The sequence below is a fragment of the Euzebyella saccharophila genome, assembly GCF_014855495.1.
In the GTDB taxonomy this organism is placed as follows: Bacteria; Bacteroidota; Bacteroidia; order Flavobacteriales; family Flavobacteriaceae; genus Euzebyella; species Euzebyella saccharophila.
Genome location: NZ_JACYFJ010000004.1, coordinates 385,379 through 408,536 on the forward strand (window position 1 = coordinate 385,379; position 23,158 = coordinate 408,536).

Here is a 23,158-nt window from a genome sequence, read left to right on the forward strand (position 1 = left end):
GTGTCCATCGGAATAGATAATTTCGCGGCGACCACAAATAATCAATTGCTATTTATTCAAATAGGCTTTGTAAATTATTTAAAAAATGGAAAATTTCAATAAGTCGATAACGGTTACTATCTTAATAGTATTACTAATCTTTTTTCTTCTTTGGGCCGCAATGGTTAATTGGTATCCGATTCCCTCAACGGCATCTGAGTTCGGTGATAGTTTTGGTGGACTTAATACCTTATTTTCGGCTTTAGCCTTCGCATTCTTAATAGTCACAGTGGTAATGCAAAAAAATGAACTCCAATTACAACGACAAGAAATTTCCAATACGAGGGAAGAATTAAAGAAATCTGCTTTGGCCCAAGATTCCTCTCAAAAAGCTCTCAATATTCAAGTTCGTATTATGGCAAAACAAGCCATGTTAGCCTCTTACCAGAGTCTTTACCAAGCTTATTTGCCAACTTCAACTAGCATGAAAGCGGATAGTCGAACAAAGAAAAATGCTTTGGCGAATTGTAAAAAATATATTGCTTTGATAGAACAAACTGTAACGGAACTGGAGAAAGAACAGGAATTATTTGCTGATCCTCTTTTGTTTGAAAAAATCAAGGCGCTTTACAATGAGGAAGAGGAGGAGGGTAATAAAGGAAACTATGCTGTGCGCTAAATGCTATTTTTAATATCGGCTTTCAAAAGTATTTTAAGCTTTTTGTATTGTCTACTTAGAGTTATTAATAATCCATATTCATTTTGTTAACTATAATTGAATAGGACAAGAAAATTAAAAATTGAACTAAGCCATTTGGAGTAATATATTGATTAGTAATGAGAAGACTAAACACGGATGAACTTTTAGGTAAATTCAGGGATTATGCCTCGGATATTGAATATTGTGATTTTAAAGATTCATCAACTAAAATTGATCATTTCCTTTATTTTTTATGGGACCAAGCAATTTCAAAGCGAATACTTGAAAGAATTTATGAGGACTTTAATAGCCTTAAGACTATACTGAAAGATTGCGAAATACAAAGACCTAACCATGAGAGCACTATTCTAATCAAGCAAGAACTTGTAAATCGGGAGTTGCAAGGAGCATTCGGCTTTTTTTGTATAGATGACTTATACAAAAGTACCGGAAGAAGGCATGACATATATTATATTAACCTCGGTGATTTGTGGTATCGAGCTGGTGGAGATTATTATACATATCAAGAAAAATTTAACACACACTTTTTTAAGCCCTTTACAGAGTTATTCGAATGGTACATGTATGAAAGTCAAACAAAGAAAAACGCTGACTATTTTTCCATGGAGAGCCAAAATCTAGTTTTGGAAGAATTAGCTGAGATTAAGAGTATGTTGGTGCAAAATGGTATTGGGCAAAATATAATATTTGAAGAAATAGAAGAACAAGCGGAGTTAATTAAATTTTTGGATAAGAAAAACTGGTTGCAACATTTAGAAGGAAAGGTTTTTGGTTTAGTAAGCGGAAAGATTCTCGAAAGTGAACAGGCAGAAAAGTTGATAAATCAATTGCAAGAATTTGTAAATAACATTCCCAAGTAACCTGAAAAAGTCATTAAGTAAAACAAAATCTAAACAAAGTTCAATAAAACGATAAGTCTTGAAGTTTAACACTCTGTTATATAGAATTGTAAAATACTTCTTGTTGGTCTTTATTCTCATAGACATACTAATTTTATTATTTTATGTTTTGAAGGATTATGGCGAACCAACCAAAATTGAGAATATCAACAATACGATTATATTTTTTCTACCTGCTACACTGATATGCCTTTTTTTAGAAAGAATATTGAGGAATAGATAAAGTTTAAAAAAACGATTTTCAAAAATACTATCCGAACAAGTACCAGAACATGTAACCGAACAAGTACCGAACAAGTACCGAACAAGTACCGAACAAGTACCGACTAAGTGAGCGACCAAGTAACCGACCAAGTAGTGAATAGTTTGGATTTACTTATGTGGTGTATTTAGGCTGTTTTCAAATTTGATAATTCATAAATCGTAACTTAGGGTAAAGTTCAAAAAAACGATTTTAATTCTATTTTTAAACAGTTCGGTTTTAAGGGAAGCTTACAAGAAGAGGTAATCAAAAACATAGAAATTACATAGAAGGTTGTCCCCATTTCTTTTGGTCTATTCCTTTTCAATCGTATCGATTTTCTTTAAATAAGCATCCGCATACAGGATCATTCCATGGTCGTTCGGATGCGTGCCATCTACAAAACCATCGATGCCAAGGCCTAGGTTTTCGTGCCTCAATAAATAGAGGTTTGGTGTTTTTTCTTGGAGAAGTTCGTTATAGACTTGTTGGGTAGCTACGTTCAGTTCCCTATAACTTTGCATCCGATGGGGCTGAATATCCCCATCGGAATAACCTGCGTGTTCTGCAATCAAAATAGGGGTTTGGGGATGTTTTTTTCGGATGTTCGATACTGATGATTTTAACCTTTTTTTTGCTTCTTCCACATTTAGTCCCTGACCTGGTGTAAAGTTCGCCATACAGTCCAGCACATAAACTGAGGCTTCTGTTCGTGTCATAAATTCGATGATTTCTGGTTCCAGTCGACCATTCCCTGAAAAACCCAGATTAACGACACATCTTTGCAAACTTCTGCCCAGGATACTGGGCCAGGCCATTCCCGGGCGAGTGGCACAAGCCCCTTGAACGATGGAGGTTCCGTAGACTATTACCGGTTTTTTGACTTCCGGCAAAGCGACGGCTTTAAGCTCCGTATACCTGCTTATACCGATTTTCATCCACTTCACGGTGTTGTACAAGGGCAAATACAGTCGAAAGGATTGGATTGTATCAACATCTATTCCACTGAATTGGTAGGAAATGGTGTCTCCAAAGTTGTAATTTCCGCGGACCCATCGCCATTCCTGTTCGGGGGTCGACATGTACAAGTCCACCCCACTGACACCCGTTGCTGGCATATGTGGAAAAGCCAATTTATCTTCAACTTCATATTGGATGATGATATCAGTGGCATCGGTCTTAAAATCTAGGTAGAGTCCAGCCGCGTTCTTTGAAAGCTGCCACACCCGCTCCCTAACCTTGTCTTTCATATCCATTGGAAACCGCTGAAACGGTGCGGTATACACTGTATCTAATTTTCCATGGACCGTAAGTAATGAAGCATCATGCCAGATTGTCCCTTCATTATCTTGACCTGTGGCAACAAGCGACAGCAGGCCCAAAAGTACCGTGAAAATGGGCAATGATACCTTCTTTTTTAAAATGTGCCTCATTCCACTTTTATTTTAAAGGTCGATGCAGGTAGATTTTCAAAGTTTACCAGATTTGCATCCGTCCAAGGTTGCCATGCGTAATATAGGAATTTGGGTTTTCGCACAGTGGGAACAACAATTTTATCTTTATTGATATATGTCTTGACGGGGGATTTTCCATCCAAAGAAAATCCGCGCAGTGATTTTCCGTCCGAAGTGGTCAGTCCATCGCCATATTCGTACGATATCACTACTTTTCCGTCTTTGAAGTCCGCGGAATAAGGCAACGGGCCAGAGGGTATGATGCCATGACCATATGTATTTTTCAATGCCCATCTTGCCAGTCGTTTTCCCACATCCTTTTTATTGGTAGGGTGCACGTCATTTTTTGCGCCGATGTCGCTGGTAACGACCATGCCGCTATTATCTATTTCTTCCAACAGTTTGCGCTGTTCGTTCCTAAATTCTGGCCAATAGTGCGATTTGTATTTCAATGTGTCAATAGAGGAAAGTTGCACCCAATAAAAAGGCATTTTGGGCTGCTTCCATTGTTTTCGATAGTCTTCGATCAATAATTTCTGCAATTCTGCATACTCATAAACCCGTTCTAGTTCTTGGGCGTTGCTCTCGCCTTGATACCATAAGATTCCTTGGATAGGCATTTGTAGCATTGGTTCAATTCCCGCTGAGAAAGCGAATCCCGGTTTAAAGGCGTGATTCGAACCTAGTTCGTCTTGATTGATTACCGGTATTTTGCCCACATTTTTATCGCCTCGTTCCCGTATCCAAACGGGCAGTTCTTCGTTGGTAAGCCAGTTGCCTTTTGCCTTTCGAATAAACTGCGGACTATTCTTCATTGCCTTAACGCCTACAAAAGTTTCGATTGGAGCACCCCCAATAGACATATTAACCAATCCGATTGGAACATGCTCTTCTTCAAGAATTCTTTTCGCAAAATAATAACCGACCGCACTCATCTTTTTTATTGAACTGCTATCACTAACGGCCCAACTCCCTTGAAAGAAACTCTTTTTGTTCAATAACTGTAAAACAGAATCCGTAAATACTTCATTATAAATACCTTTACCTGCATAAATTGGATTGTAGAATCGTAATAAAGGTTGCTGTGCATTTGACAGCTCTTCCTTAAGATGTTCTTCCTTCTCCATAGGCCATTCCATGTTCGACTGGCCGATGCAGATCCAGATATCGCCAATCAAAATATTTGACAATATGATTTTATCCACTCCGTCAGTGATTTCAATGGATTGGGGGGTGGAATTTGCCCTCCGCTCTTTCAATAGGATGCTCCAGGTAGAATCTTGATTGACCCTTGTTGTAACAGTTTCCTTTCCAAATTGTACTTTCAAAGATGTATTTAGACTACCCTTACCCCAAAGATGGATAGGCTTATCTCGCTGCAACACCATATTGTCCGTAAAGATTTTCGGTACATTTAATTGGCCAAGTATCTGATGGATACCTAAAAAGAAAAAAAAAGCACATCCAAAGAAAAAGCGCATAGGCTACTTTTTATCCTTAAAAATCAAGCTGAATAAGTATCCGAAAACAAAACAGGACACTACCCCGAAAAAGGCGTACATCAAAAAACTGATCTCGGTATAGGCACTTATGTACCAGGTCAGCAACGCACTTACCAGTAAACCCAATAGGGTTCCGTTGGCATTTGCCTTTTTGGTTAGCATACCCAAAAGGAACATTCCCCCCAGGCCTCCGGTAAACAGCCCCAAGTATCTGTAAAATTCGTCCCAAAGCGATTTTATGTTGGAGCCGGCCATCCATAGTGCCAGCAAGACACCTATAATCCCAGTAAGTATAGTAGCGATGCGGGCAATTTTCAATAGCTTTTCATCAGCTACGCCTGACCGAAAGTGTTTGTAAAAATCATTACAGAATGCAGTGGATACCGAATTCAGGCTACTACTAATACTTGACATGGCAGCGGAAAAAATACCCGCGACCAATAGTCCCGAGATCCCGATGGGAAGCTCCCTTACGATGTACCAGGGCAAAAGCGCATCGTTGTTCGATAGCGCAGGTGATAGACGTTCGGGCATTTCTGTGTAGAAAATGAACAGTAACGTACCCAATCCGAAGAAAATTATTGCAGCGGGCAATGACAGCACAGCATTGGTGTATAGGGTTTTTTGGGAATTTTTCACATCGGTACTGGTCAGGTACCTTTGTACGACGGTTTGGTCCGTTCCCTGGGTAACCAATCCCGAGGCCAGACCGCCGATAAGCGTTACCCAAAATGTGGCCTTGGTAAAAGTGAAATCCATATCGGCCATATTGAATTTGTTACGTTCGGTGGCATAGGTAACCATATCTCCAAAAGAGGATTCGGTATTTAACATTATCCATACAACGGCCAAAATGCTACCGCCCATAAGCACGATGACCTGTAGTACATCGGTCCATATCACGGCTTCGATGCCACCGAAGGTAGTGTAGAGAATGCACAACACTCCCATAATGAGGATGCTTATATCCACTGGAATACCTGTTACAATCGATATTGCCAGAGAGGGCAATAGTAGTACGATTCCGATACGCCCGAATTGAAAGAGAATGAAGGAAAGGCTTCCGAATGCCCTTGCAAAGTAGTTGAACCTATTTTCCAAAAACTCATAGGCGGTGGTAATCTTGAGTTTATTGAAAAAGGGGATGAACAGAAAGGCGATGACTGGGGTTATCAGTATGGCCGCAATGGTAAGCATAAAAAATGACCAGTCGGTAATAAAGGCCTTGGCGGGAATTGCCATAAAGGTAATAGCGCTCAACAACGTACCGAAAACGCTAAGCCCACTGGCCCACCACGGAATACGCCCCCCACCAACAAAATAATCTTCGGTCGATTTTTGTTTTCGCATAAAATAGATGCCGATACCGAGCGAGATCAGCAGATAAAGGGCCAAAACGGTATAATTGATGACACCGAAGGGTTCGGCGGCTTCTGCAATTTTATATTTTCGCACTTTCGGCGTTCGTATTCCGGGGGAAATTTCGCCGGAAACAATAAGAAATTGGTCATCCTTCTTAAACGACAAGGCCGTTACCGGAATTTTCTCAGGCAAGCTATCATAGACGAACCACTTTTTGGTAATTGTGTTGTAGCTCAGAATTGCTTTTGAAAAACCGGGATGTGTGTTCAGAATCTTATCCTGCTTTGCGGTCAGCTTCGCGATCAAGGAATCGTTTTGCGTTCGACCAACTCGCAAAGCGATATTTTCAAGTTTGTCAAAAAGCACTTCGTCCGAACCGCCATATACTATCAAATGCATGGAGCCCATGGTCTCGGCAGCCGCTCCCATCAAAACTTTAGTTTTTCCGTTTATCAAGATTTCGCCCTCTTTTTTCCAGATGCCCTCCTTCAGGTCATAGGACAGGAAATCGGTTAGGGGTTCCGACTTTTTTCCAGCCATTTGGTTGCGTCCCCCGATGACAAAAAGTTTCCGGGAATATCTTGTCTCTTGCACCGCCACGGCATGCAAGGCACGGGGCGACTCCGGAAAGTGGGGAAGTTTTTCCCATGCAGATTTGTCAGTTAGGGACATCCTATAAAAAGAATTGACGCTTTTCGTGGAATTTTTTCCTCCGACCACATAGACAAAATCATCTTCGACGACAGCAGATGAATACGCCAAAGGTTCGGGCAGGTTGGGAAAATCAATAATTTCAAGGTCGCCTTTGCCCGGATCATATTGCAACAAATAAACGGCATCAGTGGTCGAAGTTCCATCCTCTCCGCCAATAACCAAAACACCTTCGGGAGTGGAAACCGAAGCTCCATAAGCGAGAGGCGAAGGCATCCGCAGATCCGCTAAGTGCCATTGGCCGTCCTTCAGCAGATAAATGGTATCGCTATAAAATTTTTTGCCACCTTCCCAAGGCAAAACGTTGGGAAAATTGGTACCGCCCCCCGCGATAACAGCATCATTATGTGTGCCGCCCACCATGCCCGCAAAGCCCAGAGAAGTTTTACCGGCTTCTTGTGCCGGAAGGTTCGGCAATTCGGTGATGCCGAGTTTGGGAATTTCTTGACCAAGGCCTGCGAAGATGATCAAGAAGAATAAAGCCGCCACTGTCAAAATTCTTGCTTTGTTCATTTGTATCGGTATTCGGATTGGATTTTTTTTAATTGCCCCTCTAGGTTTCAAAGTACTAGAATTTCTTATTCTTGGGTTTTTTATACTTGTCTTTTCCGTTGGTCAGCCATTTCAACGAAAAGCTGGCAAACACGTTCTCGGTGTACTCGTCTTTTTCAAAGAACATGCCGATGTCCCCATTGTCCAAAACGGTCAATGAAGAATACGCCGAAGGGCCTTCATAAATTGTCTTGCCCTTGGTCCACGTTTTCCCTTCATCGTAACTCACTCGAACGGTCAGGTTCGTTCGGCCCTTGGCCGAATTGGCGTTTGAAAATAAGAGGCGGTTTTTATCATAGCCATCTTTAATGGCCGTATAACGAACGATACTTGCATTGCAGCCTGGATCCACTAGTTCGGGTGCGGGTTTTGTCGCCCACGTTTTTCCACCATCGGTTGAAGTGTGCACATAACGAAGCCCTTTCTTATTGACGCGTGCATTGATCATCAAAGTGCCGTCCGCAAGTTCGATTACCTTTGATTCATCGGCTGGTTGAACAGGCGTATCGATAAAATACCACGTTTTACCATGGTCATCACTACCGAACAAGTGAAGGCCACTGTTTAGGTTGACCATGGTGTGCAATAGTTTTCCGGACCTAGTTTGAATACCCCGACCAGATGTAATAAATTTAAAATCGTTATGCCATTCCGGTTTGGCAATCTGCGAAGTAATATCTTCCGGTTCGCTCCATGTTTTCCCATTATCGGAACTTTTTGTGACATGTAAATAATAGATGTCTTTTTCGGTATCTAAGTTCATGAAATTGTAAAACAAGAAAATCTCTTTGGTCATTTCATCAACAATCATTGAAGGATCTGAAGCTGACTTACCCAATGGAAAATCTATTACCGTCTCGATTGGTCCCCAAGTCCTACCGCTATTGCTGCTTCGACGAATAACGATGTTGATGTCGTCACTGCCCCTAAGGTCGTTACATGAGGGTATCCTTTCATCAATAGCGGCAATAAGGTCTCCATTGGGTGCCGTAATGAGCGCGGGTATACGATAGCAAGAAACCGAATCGTTCATTGAGGTATTAAATAGGTCCTGATGTGTTTTTAATCCTTTGGCCATTGCAGGTGTTTTGTTTTGGGCCTGCAAGGAAAAGGCGGCAAGAACCAATAGGATAAACAGCGCTGTTTTTTTCATTTTTTTAGATTTTATTGTTCAGTTTCGATTTTTTCAAAAGATTTATAGCATTGATACATAGCTCTTGGAACATGGAAACAGCCTTTCCATTTCCCGCCCTTTAATGTCAATAAAGGTTGCCCTTGTCGGTTAAGATACCCGAACCACTCCCCATTTACAGGGTCCGGAAAATGTGACCATGTATAATCGTGTACTTTTTTATACCAGTGTTTAATAGTTTTGACCGGGTTATGCTCCCACGCTTTGGCCAGGGCTACCAAGGTTTCTAAATGGACCCACCAAAGTTTCTGATCCCATTCAAGTTGTTGGGGCGGATGGCCTTTTCCATCCATAAAATAGAAAATGCCCCCGAATTCTTCGTCCCAACTATACTCCAAAATACGGATGATTGTCTCGGTCGCCCTTTGAATAAATTTGTGGTCTTTTTGTCGCACGCCAATATCGATCATAAACCACATGGCTTCGATTCCATGGCCTGGGTTGATAAGCCTACCGTCAAAACTGTCATGCAGAGAACCGTCCGTTGAGACATTTTCATAAATGATGCCGGAATCTTTTTGTAGAAAAACTTCCATCACTTCGTCAACGCTAAACGCTATTGTGCGCTCTACTTCCTCGGGTTCAAGAATATCTTCAAGTTCCAATACCAGATTAGATAATATCATCGGGAGGGCAAAGTTCTTCAGTTGTCTCTCGCCCATGCTTTTCTCATAAATCCCTTTTGGATTACCTTTTCGATCCAGAATATTGAGATAGGTGTTTTTTGCCAGTTTCTCGTATTCATCACTTCCCGAAGCCTTTGCGTACTGGGCAAAGGCCATGGCTGCAAAACAGTCGGAGAAAACATTATAGGGTTGCACCAAAGGTTTGCCCTCTCTGGTCAGGGAAAAATAAAAGCTCCCATTAGCGTCCATTCCGTTTTTCCTAAGAAAATCCGCCCCAGATCTTGCAATTTGCAACCATGTAGGCCGTTTCTCGAACTGATTGTACAATTTGGAGAACATCCAAACTTGTCTGGCTTGAAGCCAGACGAACTTGTCGGTGTCGTAAACCCTTCCTTGTTGGTCTAAACAAGTATAGTATCCTCCATATTGAGTATCCAAGGAATATCTCTCCCAAAAAGGGAGTATATCATTCAACAACGTTTCTTGGTATATTTGTCTATATTTCATTAAATATGTATAACATAATACAAAATTAGGTAAATTTACCTTAACTTCGCAATGTTTAAAGGGAATAATCTACAAATGGCGATAAGCCTAAAAAAAAGAAAATAACAATTCCTATTTTTGCAGAATTATCTACTTAATTTTTGAATCTGCACTAGCATTAATGGCTGGCATAATCAACGACACCAATGACGAAGCAATTAAAGAATATAAAGCCCGTTGATACCGGATCTCTTGTAGATAAGGTGGAGGTGCGCTTATTGGCCTTTTTTAAGGAAAATAACTTAAAACCTGGTGATGCCATTCCCAAGGAGTTGGACTTTGCCGAATCGTTAGGAGTCAGTAGAACGGTGGTTCGTGAAGCATTACTTCGCCTAAGGACTCTTGGATTAGTGGAATCGAAGAAACACCGGGGGATGATATTAAAGCAGCCGGATATCATCAATAATTTTGAACGGATAATGGACCCTACACTATTGGGCGAAAACACGTTGAAGCAGCTGTTCGAATTTCGTCTGATCCTTGAAATGGGCATGGCCGATTTTCTTTTCGAAAACAGAACACAAAAAGATATGGACGAGCTAGAGGAAATCGTAGAGACCGGGGAGGCCACGGATACCGGCAAAATACGTTTTACCTTGGACAAGGAAGTTGCCTTCCACGGCAAACTATACCAAATATCCAAGAATGAGACCTTACAAAGGTTTCAAGGTTTGCTTTTGCCTGTCTTTGAATATGTATATTTGAAGGAAACTGAAAACACGGACTTGGACGAATACCATTATACCACGGGCACATTTGTAACGCATAGAATGCTGTTGGACAATTTAAAAATAGGTACTCCCGAAACTTTTAGAAATGCCATGCGCAGGCATCTCGAGCCTCATTTTGACCATATATTAAAAAAAGGACAACCTTAAAAAATCCTTTTGATTACTATCTCAAGCTTGATACCCCCCCCTTGATAGTTAAACTTTGTTCATCTTTTACATTCTATTATAAATAAAAAGGGATTTGATATATCAAATCCCTTTTCCCATTCACTAACTCAACTATCTAAAACTAACAAAAACAATTCATAATTATACTATTGCCATCCCGGCGTTTGATTAAGCAAGGGGTTTCTACCAATCATGTCATCGGATATTGGTAATAACAATTTATATTCCTCTCCAGATTCTAAAAATGTTACATTATCCAAAACAAAGCTATCACCAGCTCTCCTGAGGTCCCACCACCTTTTTCCTTCTCCTATAAATTCTTTATAACGTTCGTTAAGGATTGCATTGGTATTTTCAACCTGTGATCTACTCGCATAACCATGTAATACTGGGGAATAATTCTCACCATAAGCCCTTTTTCTGATTTGGTTTATTTCACCTGATGGATCTTCGCCCAGCAAATTCTTTGCTTCCGCCAATAGTAGGAGAACATCGGCATATCTATATAAGGGAACATCATTTTCAAAAATACGTTCCGACCCATCGACCTGACCCAAAAACTTTTTAAAAATAGACCCAAAATAGGTGGGTTCACTGTACATGGGGTATCCAGAACCACCATTGTCGTCCGTATATAGCCTAATGAAGGTGGCATCTTTACGGGCATCATCATTGTCATCCAACAAAACTATGGTCTTTTCAGATTGTCCATATCTATTTGCTCCGGCAATTATGAAGTCTATCATGGATTCTCCGTCAGCATTGAACTGTGGGTTAATCTCCGTGCTTCTACCTGTAAAGCTATTGTAAATATTGGAGGCCTCGTCACGCTGGTATTGTAGGGCAAAAACAAACTCGTTATTCCCCTCATTGGACACTCCCCAAAGGCTTTCTATATCCGGTACCAAACTAACTCCTAACCCCTCGATTTGTTCTAAAGCCGATTTAGCGTCGTTAAAATCAGCAGCTCCGCCATCCAATAAATTTCCCGACCAAATATAGACATCACCTTTAAGTGCCAAAGTTGCTGCCTTACTCCAAAAATTTCTATTTTCTTGCCAAAAGCTGTTATCTGATCCAAATGCTGATAAGGAAGCCTCTAGATCTGACTTAATGAGTTCCATAACCTCACTTTGCGATGACCTTTCTTTACTTAAACCTGCGGGATTCACTGTGGACAAAGGCTCTAAAATAATTGGTACGGCACCCCAAGTTTTTAATAGTGTATAATAGTAAAAAGCTCTTAAGCCATATGCTTGGCCTATCAAATGACTTTTATCCGATTCATTAACAAATTCAACTCCGGGAGCATTTAATAAAAAGTCATTCACTCTGTGAATATTGGTATAAAGACCAGCCCATCCGCCAAATGGTGCCGTTGATACCGTAAAGCTTGATTCTATAAGGTCTATATTGGATGGGGTTTCATAAGTTCGACCACCCCATACGTCACTTCTAATTTCGCCAAGAAGCCATAAATCTGCAGCTTCTCCACGAAAATCGGCAAACAAACCGGTGTGCGCAGTTCTAACCCCTTCTTCGGATTCCCAAAATCCAGCGGTGGTCAATTCACTAGGTGCGTCAAGCTCCAATTCCTTTTCACAAGCCATGAAACTTACTGCTATTATTATTAAATAGATATACTTTTTCATCTTTGTTTTTTAAAATGTTACGTTAAGTCCTATAGTTAGGGTTTTTGGTACCGGAAATTCGCCATACTGTACCCCACCTACTTCTGGCGTATCCCCACTCATACTTTTAAAATAATGTAGGTTTGATCCAGTTACGTTTATACTCAATCTTTTTATATAGTCATTGAAATATTCACTTGGCAGGTTATAGCTAAGGGTAACCTCCCTAAGCGCTAAATAATCTCCCTTTTCCCAAAATCTTTCATTTCCTTCCGTCTGTAAACTTGCTATACTTTCATTACCTCTCCAAACATTTCTCGTGCCGTTGACAAAAACAAATCGCGGCCAATCTGTATCCGTGTTATCAGGAGTCCAAGAATCTAAGACTTCAACGGGCTGCGCCAAGTTACCCTGTGTTTGTGCGTACCCCTTGTTCCTGATATGGTTCCATACCAAATGTCCAGTAGCAAAATCCGTTTGCACGAAAAGACTAAAGTTTTTATAAGTTAAGTTAGTATTGAAACCACCCACAAAATCCGGTGTTGTTCTGCCAATTACCTTTCTGTCCAAACTATTGATTATTCCATCACCGTTTTTATCAACCCATTTTACATCACCAGCCCATCTTTGGTTACGACTGGCACCAGGTACATATTCATCGGTAATTGCATTGTCGGCATCTGCTTCTGCTTGGTTGGCATAAATGGATTCTTGTTCAAAGGCAACTACTAAGTCGCCACCATATCGCTGGCCTTCCTGTAATCCTCCTACCCATTCTTCCTGACCGGTGTTAGGGTTCCATATTAAACTACCGCCTTGCCTGTTAAGATCATTATCATTTTCGGGTAAATTGACAACGTAGTTTCGGTTGGTGGTCATGGTCGCTCCCAAATTCCAGGTGAAATCATCTTTTCTTATAATATCCCCATTAACTTGAAGTTCAAAACCTTTATTTCTATAAGTTCCATTATTTGTAAGAATCCCGCTGAATCCTGTATAATAAGGAAGGGTCAAACTTGCCAATTTATCCTTTATATCCCTTTTGTACAGATCTGCGATAAAGGACAATCTATTGTCAAACAAGGATACATCCAGACCTATATTAAATGTTGTTGCCTTTTCCCATTTTAAGTCAAGGGTTGCCAAACTCGAATTAGCATAACCTGTTTGTCCATTATAAACTCCTTGGGAACCATAAGAACCATATACGCCATAATTGCTCAAAACATCCTGATTTCCGTTAACACCATAACTTAACCTTGGCTTCAGGGTGGTTATCGTTTTTCCTAATCCCGAATCTTGGAAGAATTTTTCATTGTGAGCGTTCCAACCGAGAGATACGCCGGGAAAGAAGCCAAACTTGTTATTTCCTAGTCTTGAAGAACCATCGTTCCTAAATGTGAAACCGACCAAATATTTGTTATCGTAGTCATATAACAATCTACCAAAAGTGGAACTGATTACATATTCCGATTCAAAACTATAGGGTATGCCATTAGCTTCAGCTCCAGCATTAAGAGTTTCTATCAAATCTGTTGGTGAGTTTCTAGTACCTGCGGAAGTTTGGAAGAAATTATCCTTAAAATATTCTGCTCCCACCAACGCATTAACATTATGCTTACCAAAACTCTTGATATAATTCAAGGTTCCTGTTAGCTGATTCCTTAAGGTTCTATCCAAACTTACACTTGCCTCCCTTCCTGTGCGAAGTGGACCTGAAGTACTACCTACCCTATATGCCCTATTGAAATTTTCATTGTGATTATTGATGGCAAAGTGACTTCCTTGTAAAGAAAAAATTAAATTATCGAAAATGGTCCAATCGAGTCCTGCGGATGCCGTCAAACGTTGCTCAAGATTCTTTCTAACAAACTTGTCTTGATAATATAATGGATTACCAAAACTTTGGTTCTGACCAACGGCATATTGATCAGACCATGTTCCATCAGGTTTACTGTCATAGGTTCTAGAAGTGGCCGCCTGCCCTTGAAATCTCCTGAACACAGTATCTTCATTTCCTAAGCCACCAGTACTTAAGTTAGAGTGGGAATAAAGAATATTGGAATTTACCTTTACATTGTCATTTACTTTATAAGAACCACTAAATTTTCCCGAATATCTTTCAAATCCAGACCCTAAAATGAGACCTTCATTATCCAACATACCTAAACCTAAATAATAAGTACCCTTGTCATTACCGCCATCAAAAGATATATAATGGTCTTTGGATTCACTATCCTGGTAAATTCTATCTCCTACACCCTTGTTGTCAAAGAAAACAATTTGTTGACTTGGGTTTAATATATCTGGAATGGATTGCCAACCAGGTTGGTTTAGCAAGTACCGGTTTTCTGACGTCAGCAATTGCGTAGTGAAAGGGTCGTTAGTACTGTTGTTACCGGTTCCCGCACCTTGATTACCATCAAGAAATGCACTAAATGCACCTGGATCTCCCGCAGCCTCACGATACCAAGCTATAGATTGCCTGTTATAATTAATGTGACTGGCCGCACCAATATATTGTTGGTCATTTCGTTCATTATTTAAGCTATATCTATATTTATAATTTATAGAAGACCTACCTAATTTGCCCGTTTTTGTGGTAATCAATATAACACCATTTGCCGATCTCGCACCATAAATGGCTGTGGCCGCGGCATCCTTTAAAACCTCAATAGATTCAATGTCGTCTGAATTAAGGGCATAAAAAGAGCTGGGCACTCCGTCAACAAGAATCAAAGGGGAGTCATTCCCACTAAAATTAGTTCCCCCTCTTAGCACTATTTCCGGTGTAGAACCGGGTTGCCCCGTAGTGTTGGTCACCCTCAAACCGGCAACGGTTCCTTGCAAAGCGGTTGCGGGATTTGATCGTGTCGCACTTTCCAAAACTTGGGTATCAAGTTTTGCAACCGAAGATGTCAAGGTAGCCCTAGATTGACTACCATATCCTGTCACCACCACTTCATCCAATACTGCCGTGTTTTCATCTAGAATTACATTAATAGTGGTTTGATTAGATACAGGAACCTCCTTGGCAGAGAAACCTATATAGCTAAAAACTAAAACATCATTGGGACCGGCTTCTATGGAATAGTTACCATCAAAATCTGTCTGAGTGCCATTTGAAGTATTTTTTACCAACACAGAGGCCCCTGGAAGGGGAACCCCATCCGAGCCGGTCACATTACCGGTTAATTGGCTTGTTTGGCCGTGTGAAGTGAAAGAATATAAAACCATTAATGCAAAAAGGGAAAAATGGGCTAAAGCGCCCTTCCCCCGCAACACACGGCGTGGAAGTATCGTAGTGCTTTTTCTTACGTAATTGGAGAATTCCATAAAATTTAGAGTTTGATTATTTAAGTATTAATCGCAAATATATAAAATGTGTATTATGTATTACATAATACCGCAAAATTTTTATTGATTAGGTATTTTGCTAAGTTGTGTAGGCTTCGACAGATAATCCAAGAGGGATTCCTTTTTCATCAAATCATAAGCTTGATTCAACTGTATGTCGCTGAACGTCTTATGTGGAAAACGACTAGGTCCCATTTCTAATCCAAAGAACTTCATAAATCCCTTGCTACCGCCGTGGAAACCACCTATTTCTTCAAGTGTGTCCACAAAGTACACGGCTAGTTTTTGCAATTTATCAGCATTTTCAATCAAACCATTATCATGATTGGTCAAAATACTATGGTACAAAGGAGCCAAATGGTTGTAAGTACTTCCTACCCAGCCCTTGGCGCCTACCTTAATACTGGATGCAAACTTTTCGTCTACCCCAAAAAAGATTTCCACTTTATCATCGGAGTAATCCAAACTACTGGCAAAACCTGTTAAATTATCTTCTGTAAATTTTATTCCTCTAAAGTTTGGAATTGATGATATTGCCTTGTTCTGAAATGTGACCATATCAAAATTGACTCCGCTCAAAACAGGTATATGGTAGTAATAAAACGGTAAGTCTGGCGCAGCTGATGCTATCTCCATACAATAGTCAAGCAACCTTTCTATACATTTGGGCTTGTAATAGTAAGGGGCCAATGCCGCTATCGCATTCGCCCTACCCACAGAATGTACGGCAAGGTCTTTTGCTTCTCGAATATTAGTATGCCCAACATGATTTATGATATAGAGGTCATCCGCTTTCGCATCGGACCACGCCTCTGTCAAATCCATTCTTTCCGAGGTGCTCAGAGACACAAAATCACCGGTAGAACCATTTACAAAGGCTCCAGTAACTTTATTCGACTTTAAAAATTCCCCATATGCCTTTATAATACCCAGATTAAGGGTTCCATTAGGATGCATAGGAGCATAAGTTGCAGCTATTAAATTTTTCATAATTGTATTATGTTATACATAATTCAAATGTATGAATTTATTTTGATTTCTTAAAATCTTAAGTGAGATTTAATTAAGTACCCCTAAATGAACCTTTTTCGGCACTGTTTGGTTTTTGCCTATCTTGATGTCTTATATTGAAAGTTCAAAAAAAGGATGAATCTAGCCGAGCTATATAATGAACTAAAAGCTTTAGAAATTGATGATTCCCAAATTTATTTGCATGGTTTATATGGAAGTAAAGATGATAATGATAAATTGGCTTTATTAATCAAAATGGGAAAGCACAGACCTGTTTGGGAAATATATCATAAAGAAAGAGGTCAAATTGGTTCTGTACGTAAATTTTTTGATGAAGATAGTGCCTGTGAATATTACCTAAAAAGAGCAAAGTTTAAATAAAGGATTGTTCTGAACCATTTGTTTTTGAGTTAAAGGATTATCAATTCTATCACTTTTAGGTGCCATCGAGGACAACCGTGCATATCAACCGCAATATGCAATCTGCTGTGCTCCCTTGTATTTTTCTTTTTACGTACCTTACTGGTACGACAAATACTAATCCAAACGCACGACTAAACAAAGTCTTGCGTTGTGCAACATTTGAAAAGATAATCTTGAAAAAAATTATTCTTCTTACTCTCATCATGTTTTCTTCATGTAAAGACCTGAATAAGACGGACTACAAGGTTGAAGAAAAATTAAAGCGGACGGATTTCGGACTTGCTAACTCTGACTTCACAATAATTAAATTCAATCCGGAATGGTACTGGATTTTCCAAGATGAAAAACCAACTGCAACGGAATTAAGTCTGGACGAACTGAGCAAAATTGAACCTATTCTAAAAAAAGCAATTGCAAAGCACAATGAGGGATTAGAAACGGATTCTAGATGGAGACTTGAATTAAAAGGTTACAAACGTCAATATGTAGCCACCTTAAACGAAAAAGGAGAAAAGGAAATTTGGTTAAACTTTTTTTGTCAAGATTTCCAATTTGACAAATGGCGGACTGAAATACCATTGGTCGCTGATGGAGGGAATTGCTTCTTTAATATTAAAATTAATCTTGCAACAAAATCTTATAAGGACTTACGAATAAATAGCATCGCTTAAAAAACCTTGCACAACATGGGTAACCGTTGCACAACCCTTTAATAGGCAACAAAACGGATTGTTACAAGCCTCTTGTATCCTTCCCTAAAAATATAGCCTTCCCCATTTTCTACAAATGATAATTCAGAAATCGTAACTTAGTGGAAAGTTCAAATAAAGGATTTTCAGCTTTCACCGACCAAGTACCGACCAAGTAAGTAATGAGGCTTTCCTTGTAATCCAAGAAACGTTCTTGAATTGCGTAGTAGTAGGAGTGGCTTAATGTTATTTTATTTTTATGCAAAGCTTTAAATTCGCCCAATGGCCATGAGACCAAGTAATATCTATTTGTCGCACAGCTGTGCGACAAACTTCATTAAACAATTCTCATCAGTGATAAAAATTAGTTTTTAAGTACCTTTAACCAATGGGTTCGGATACACTAAACAGAAGCGAATATTTCAGTTGGGTCAATGATTTAAAGAAAAAAATCCAATCGACACAAATGAGGGCTGCCGTTTCCTTGAACCGGGAAATGCTCCATCTATATTAGGAGTTGGGCAAGTCAATATCGAAAAAAATAAACGAGTCCCGATGGGGCAGTTCTATTGTGGATAAACTCGCCAAGGATTTAAAAACAGAATTTCCCGACCAAAAAGGATTTTCGCGCTCAAACCTCTTCTATATGAAGAAGTGGTTCGAGTTCCACTCCATGGAAAACGAAGATTTTAAGAAAGTCCCACAGCTGGTGGGACAAATTCCATGGGGTCATCACAGGGTGATCATAACGAAGGCAGGGTCTTATGAGGAAGCTTTGTTTTATTGTAATAAAACGGTAGAAAATACTTGGTCCAGGGCGGTTTTGATCAATCAAATGGATAGCGAACTGTATAATCGAGTAGGCCAAGCGACCACTAATTTTTCAAATACATTGGCCCATCCTCAATCCGATTTGGCCAAGGATACCCTAAAAGACCCCTACAAGCTTGATTTTTTAGACCTGGGTGAAAAAATAATCGAGAGGGACATAGAACGGCAACTGGTCAAGCATATCACATCTTTTCTACTTGAACTTGGCAAGGGTTTTTCCTTTGTTGGGCAACAAGTAGCGTTAAAAGTCGATAATCAGTATTTTTATATTGATCTTCTTTTTTACCATATAAAACTCAAATGCTATGTTGTCATAGAACTTAAGGCCATTGAGTTTAAAGCGGAATTTGCGGGGTGATGAACCTATACCTTTCGGCTGTTGACGATCAGATGAGAACAGAAGGGGACAATCCGACTATCGGCCTGCTGTTATGTAAGTCAAAATCAGAAATTATAGCTGAGTATGCACTAAGGGGTACAACACAACCAATAGGGATTGCTCAATATGATCTAAGGAAGGCCATCCCTAACGAACTTGAACCAAGCTTACCTACAATAGAAAAAATTGAAAAGGAACTGAGCTCGAACATGAATACAGAACCAAAGTTCAAATAAAGGATACCCAAAACGTTCCGGACACAATTCCTTTCTACAAAGTTTTAGTAAATTATGCGCCAATAATATGTTATAATGCGTATATTGTATGTAAATACTATTATTATGGCAACAATCAGAAAATCATTAACCATAACTACTTCCCAGGAAGAGTGGATAAAATTACAAATCGAGAATGGTGGTTTCGCTAACGATAGTGAATACATGCGGCATCTCATACGTTTAGATGAGGAGCGCAATAGAGAGTTTCTAATCACCAAAGCGGCCATACAAGAAGGATATGATAGTGGCGTGAGTTCTAGAACCAGGTCTGTTGATGAAATTATTGAAGCTGCGATAGTTCGTAAAAATAACAGAAATGTCTAGCTATTATTTATCATCGAAGGCAGATGACGATATCGATGATATAGTGGATTATACTTTGGAAACTTGGGGCGAATTACAGACGCACACCTATGTTACCGAGTTGTACCAATTTTTACAAACTCTGGCAGAAAATCCCGATCTTGGTCGAAGTGCTTCAGAATTTGCGGCCCTGCTAAAAAGATACAACTATAAGGCACACACAATTTTTTACGAACCAACCAAAAAGGGCATATTCGTCGTCCGCATTTTAGGGCAAGTACGGGATTTCAAGAGACATCTTTAAACGATAAGAATCTTATTTCAAAAGTATAAATAAAGGATAGATTGGCCAGAAGTTTGATCCACTTTCGAAACTCATGAACGAGCTAGATGAAAAGGGGGTGAAGTTCAAGAGTATTACCGAACCGTTTATAGATACGACCGAAAGGTCTTCCCACTCGGAGTTTATCATCAATCTATTTGCTTCCCTGGCACAGCTTGAAAGGGATATCATCATCGAACGGACCAAGGCAGGTTTACAGTCCGCAAGGAGAAGGGGCAAAGTTTTAGGAGCGCCCAAGGGAATCAGCGAAAAGAATAAACAAAAGGCAGTCCTTTGTGAGGAATATTTCAAGGAAGGCAAATTGACTGTTACGGAAATATGCGAGCGGTTAAAAATTTCATGGGCGACCTACTACAAGTATTTAAGGCATCGAGGACTTAACGGTCAATTAAGACCCTATAAGAGATAGGCTATCATAGAACTATTAAATTTTAAAATCACAGTACCACCAATGACGCAAGATGTATCCCAAACCCTGTTCGACGACCTAGCCAAAATTATTGAGCAAGGTAAGAGACAGGTCACCTCTCAGGTTAACAGCACCTTGACAATAGTATATTGGCAAGTAGGTTTCAAAATAAATACGCACGTTCTAGAGGAGAGCCGGGCAGAGTACGCAGGGGAAATTACGGCGAAGGTATCGCGGCAATTGGTCGAACATTTTGGAAAGAGTTTTGAACTCCGAAATCTCCGGCGCATGATGCAATTCGCCAGGATGTTCCCGGACTTGAAGATTGTGTCACCGCTGGTGACACAATTGAGCTGGACACATTTTATCGTACTCTTGCCCATAAAAGATGAGAACAAGCGTTTGTTCTACGCATCCAAGGCAGCCGAGGAGGCGTGGAGCAAGAGGCAACTTCAGTTCCAAATCGAACGCAAGGCATACGAACGCAAGGAAATCGCGAAAAGCCAAATAATGCTCGCATCCAATAAAGTAAGTGCCTCTTTCAAAGACCCGTACATTTTGGACTTTTTGGGCGTCAAGGACGGATATCTCGAAAAAGACCTTGAATCAGCGATCATCAAGGAATTGGAACTCTTCATCCTTGAGTTGGGAAAAGGGTTCGCATTCGTCGAACGGCAAAAGCGAATGATCATGGATGGAAAGGATTTTTATCTAGACCTTTTATTCTACCACCGAAAACTGAAACGTCTGGTCGCCATAGAGCTTAAACTGGAGGAATTCAAACCTGCCCATAAAGGCCAAATGGAGCTCTATCTCAAATGGTTGAACCGCTACGAAAGACAGGAAGGAGAGGAGCCGCCCATAGGGCTTATACTTTGCGCCGAGAAAAGTAACGAACAGATAGAACTTTTGGAGATGGGAAAGGACGGAATCATGGTAGCCGAATATTGGACGGACCTTCCCCCAAAGGCACAGTTGGAGGAAAAGCTGCACGATGCCCTTATAGAGGCCCGGGAAAGGCTAGGAAGAAAAAAACTGAAATAAAAGTATTCTTAAAAGACAGGTAGAATCCTAATTTTAAAATATATACAAAGAATGTATATCTTTAGAATTAAGTTGCAAATGAAGAAGTATAAGTTTGGTATTTTGTATATCAATTAACAAACACAAATGAATTGATATACGTTTTACCGAAGTTTAAATCTTGTAATCAATTGAAAATAAGATATGTAGGTATTTTGGGGTTCCATATATTTATGTTGTAGCATTGAAAACAAAATTTTAGTTGAAAGAAAATATGACTATGATAAAAAAATATCCTTCTAAAGTTTCCTACGGATTATTGATTTTTATTTTTCTTGTTTTTTATGGACCGTTAATTCCTAACTTAATCAATGGTGATTTAAGTGGAAAAATGATTGGATTAATCGGATTTCTTTCGCTGATTTTTGCCTTTATTCTTCATCTTTTTTTCGGGACACATTACACAATTGAGAATAATAAACTCAAAATAAAATGTGGATTTTTTTCTTATAAACCAATAAAAATTGACGAAATAAAAGAAGTGTCAAAAACTAAAAATATAATTTCTTCTCCAGCACCTTCATTCGACAGAGTTGAAATCAAATATGGAAAATTTGATGAAATAATAATATCCCCAAAGGACAAACTGAATTTTGCGAACGACTTGGCTATAATAAATCCAAATATTAAGAATAATATAACTGAATAAAAACGCTACACAACAATGGTAACCGTTGCACAAGCCTATAATTAGAAATAACTACGATCGATATAAGCCTCTTCAAGGGGCTTTTTTTATGCTATGCTAGAAGTTGAACGTGAATTTTCCGTGCGCCGGAGAATGGCTTTTCACGTAATGGACCATAATTTTTACGAATAATGGCAGGGCAAGCTTTCCCGCCCCTCTCCCCATAGCTATCGGGATGGAACGTTTTTGGTCGAATTTCAGGTATTTTTTCAGGTTGTACGCGATTGCCGAGAGGTGCATCGCCTTGTTGGCCTGTTTCAATCCTATGGTATTTATCTTCCTGAGCCCCATAAACTGGGTAAGGGTGCCGAAAACGGGTTCCACCGTACTCTGCCGCTTGCCCTTCATATACCTGCCCTGTGGGCCCTCGACCCGGGCAATGTTCCTTTCGTACTCGGCCCGGTAATAGGTAACGCTGAACTTCTTTTCCTGTGCGCTTTTGCCCAGGCACCGTTCCCGTAAGGGACAGCCAAGGCAGACGTGCTTTCTTGCGCGGTACTCCTTCTTCTTTGTCTTGGTGCGGCTGTCTAGGAAAACCTTGGTGAAGGGGATCACCTTGCCCTGCGGACATAGATAATGGTCATCTTCTTCAACGTACACAAAACCTTCGGGACCGCCCTTGTACGTGCCATGGGGCGGAATGAAGCTCTTCAGTCCCCGGGCTTCCAGAAAGGCATAGTTCTCCCCACTGCTGTAACCGGTGTCCGCTACGCAGTTCTCCCAATACAATCCGTGTTTCCATAACCGGCCTTGAAGCCGTTTCACTATATCCGGCAACTGTTGGTTGTCCTTCCCGTCCGCATGGTAGGCCCTGATGTCCGTAATGACGTGGTGGGCCGTATCAACGCTCAGTTGGCCCAGATAGTTCAGCTTCCGGGCCTTGCCCGGCTTTACGCTTATACGCGCATCGGGGTCCGTGGGACTGTAATGTGTTTTGTTACTGGTATACTTGGCCCCCTTGTTGCCCGCCCCCGGCCGTTGGTCCTGGTCCTTCGCCCACTTCTTGTTGCGGCCCTTAATTGCATTTAGCTCCTTTTCACTTGCACTTA

The 23,158-nt window shown here is 40.3% G+C and carries 19 protein-coding genes and 1 pseudogene; 11 read left to right on the plus strand and 9 right to left on the minus strand.

Annotated elements, in window-relative coordinates; all coding sequences use genetic code 11:
- Positions 1–85: 85 nt before the first annotated feature.
- Together IL355_RS14275 and IL355_RS14280 are read left to right on the plus strand one after the other, a co-directional pair.
- The gene (locus tag IL355_RS14275; RefSeq protein ID WP_192462791.1) at positions 86–658 is read left to right on the plus strand and encodes a hypothetical protein; all 573 of its coding nucleotides are present in this window, start codon (positions 86–88) and stop codon (positions 656–658) included.
- Between the two features lie 158 nt (positions 659–816).
- Entirely contained in the window at positions 817–1,560 is a 744-nt protein-coding gene (locus IL355_RS14280; RefSeq protein WP_192462792.1) for a hypothetical protein, read from the plus strand.
- A gap of 594 nt (positions 1,561–2,154) precedes the next feature.
- On the opposite strand, the gene IL355_RS14285 is transcribed toward IL355_RS14280, so the two are convergent.
- The 5 genes from IL355_RS14285 to IL355_RS14305 are packed head-to-tail and all read right to left on the minus strand — an operon-like array spanning position 2,155 to position 9,746.
- On the minus strand, positions 2,155–3,273 hold the full coding sequence (locus IL355_RS14285; protein ID WP_192462793.1) for an SGNH/GDSL hydrolase family protein: 1,119 nt from the start codon (positions 3,271–3,273) through the stop codon (positions 2,155–2,157).
- Positions 3,270–4,775: a sialate O-acetylesterase gene (locus tag IL355_RS14290; protein ID WP_192462794.1), complete on the minus strand. Its 1,506-nt coding sequence runs from the start codon at positions 4,773–4,775 to the stop codon at positions 3,270–3,272. The genes IL355_RS14285 and IL355_RS14290 overlap by 4 nt, the downstream gene beginning before the upstream one ends.
- 3 nt (positions 4,776–4,778) lie before the next feature.
- A complete protein-coding gene (locus IL355_RS14295; protein WP_192462795.1) occupies positions 4,779–7,382 on the minus strand; it encodes a sodium:solute symporter family transporter in 2,604 nt (867 codons plus the stop codon).
- A gap of 55 nt (positions 7,383–7,437) precedes the next feature.
- The gene (locus IL355_RS14300) at positions 7,438–8,574 is read right to left on the minus strand and encodes a sialidase family protein (RefSeq protein WP_192462796.1); all 1,137 of its coding nucleotides are present in this window, start codon (positions 8,572–8,574) and stop codon (positions 7,438–7,440) included.
- Positions 8,575–8,585: 11 nt separating this feature from the next.
- Positions 8,586–9,746 (minus strand): AGE family epimerase/isomerase, encoded by a 1,161-nt coding sequence (locus tag IL355_RS14305; RefSeq protein WP_192462797.1) that lies wholly within the window; start codon positions 9,744–9,746, stop codon positions 8,586–8,588.
- A 185-nt stretch (positions 9,747–9,931) separates the two neighbouring features.
- Between IL355_RS14305 and IL355_RS14310 the strand changes: the two genes are divergently transcribed.
- Complete coding sequence (locus tag IL355_RS14310) at positions 9,932–10,663, plus strand: FadR/GntR family transcriptional regulator (protein ID WP_192462798.1); 732 nt, start codon at positions 9,932–9,934, stop codon at positions 10,661–10,663.
- Positions 10,664–10,830: 167 nt separating this feature from the next.
- Here the strand turns inward: IL355_RS14310 and IL355_RS14315 are convergent, their stop codons facing one another.
- From IL355_RS14315 to IL355_RS14325, 3 genes are all read right to left on the minus strand, one after another.
- On the minus strand, positions 10,831–12,336 hold the full coding sequence (locus IL355_RS14315; protein ID WP_192462799.1) for a RagB/SusD family nutrient uptake outer membrane protein: 1,506 nt from the start codon (positions 12,334–12,336) through the stop codon (positions 10,831–10,833).
- A gap of 9 nt (positions 12,337–12,345) precedes the next feature.
- The gene (locus IL355_RS14320; RefSeq protein ID WP_192462800.1) at positions 12,346–15,651 is read right to left on the minus strand and encodes a SusC/RagA family TonB-linked outer membrane protein; all 3,306 of its coding nucleotides are present in this window, start codon (positions 15,649–15,651) and stop codon (positions 12,346–12,348) included.
- An 81-nt stretch (positions 15,652–15,732) separates the two neighbouring features.
- Entirely contained in the window at positions 15,733–16,662 is a 930-nt protein-coding gene (locus IL355_RS14325) for a dihydrodipicolinate synthase family protein (RefSeq protein WP_192462801.1), read from the minus strand.
- Positions 16,663–16,818: 156 nt separating this feature from the next.
- Between IL355_RS14325 and IL355_RS14330 the strand changes: the two genes are divergently transcribed.
- The 8 genes and pseudogenes from IL355_RS14330 to IL355_RS14365 all read left to right on the plus strand — a co-directional run bounded on the left by IL355_RS14330 (position 16,819) and on the right by IL355_RS14365 (position 22,070).
- Positions 16,819–17,064 (plus strand): hypothetical protein, encoded by a 246-nt coding sequence (locus IL355_RS14330; protein WP_192462802.1) that lies wholly within the window; start codon positions 16,819–16,821, stop codon positions 17,062–17,064.
- Between the two features lie 215 nt (positions 17,065–17,279).
- On the plus strand, positions 17,280–17,777 hold the full coding sequence (locus IL355_RS14335) for a hypothetical protein (protein ID WP_192462803.1): 498 nt from the start codon (positions 17,280–17,282) through the stop codon (positions 17,775–17,777).
- A 589-nt stretch (positions 17,778–18,366) separates the two neighbouring features.
- A pseudogene (locus IL355_RS14340) lies at positions 18,367–19,241 on the plus strand (PDDEXK nuclease domain-containing protein).
- A gap of 105 nt (positions 19,242–19,346) precedes the next feature.
- Positions 19,347–19,607 carry a type II toxin-antitoxin system ParD family antitoxin gene (locus IL355_RS14345; RefSeq protein WP_192462804.1) on the plus strand — a complete coding sequence of 87 codons (261 nt, stop codon included), beginning with the start codon at positions 19,347–19,349 and terminating at the stop codon, positions 19,605–19,607.
- Positions 19,600–19,890 carry a type II toxin-antitoxin system RelE/ParE family toxin gene (locus IL355_RS14350; protein ID WP_192462805.1) on the plus strand — a complete coding sequence of 97 codons (291 nt, stop codon included), beginning with the start codon at positions 19,600–19,602 and terminating at the stop codon, positions 19,888–19,890. Before IL355_RS14345 ends, IL355_RS14350 begins: the two co-directional genes overlap by 8 nt.
- A gap of 73 nt (positions 19,891–19,963) precedes the next feature.
- Complete coding sequence (locus IL355_RS14355) at positions 19,964–20,338, plus strand: recombinase family protein (RefSeq protein ID WP_192462806.1); 375 nt, start codon at positions 19,964–19,966, stop codon at positions 20,336–20,338.
- A 42-nt stretch (positions 20,339–20,380) separates the two neighbouring features.
- Positions 20,381–21,382 carry a PDDEXK nuclease domain-containing protein gene (locus tag IL355_RS14360; protein ID WP_192462807.1) on the plus strand — a complete coding sequence of 334 codons (1,002 nt, stop codon included), beginning with the start codon at positions 20,381–20,383 and terminating at the stop codon, positions 21,380–21,382.
- A gap of 241 nt (positions 21,383–21,623) precedes the next feature.
- Entirely contained in the window at positions 21,624–22,070 is a 447-nt protein-coding gene (locus IL355_RS14365) for a PH domain-containing protein (RefSeq protein ID WP_225621252.1), read from the plus strand.
- A 96-nt stretch (positions 22,071–22,166) separates the two neighbouring features.
- Here IL355_RS14365 and IL355_RS14370 read toward each other — a convergent pair.
- On the minus strand, positions 22,167–23,158 hold a 992-nt coding region (locus tag IL355_RS14370), incomplete at its 5' end, for a transposase (protein ID WP_225621253.1).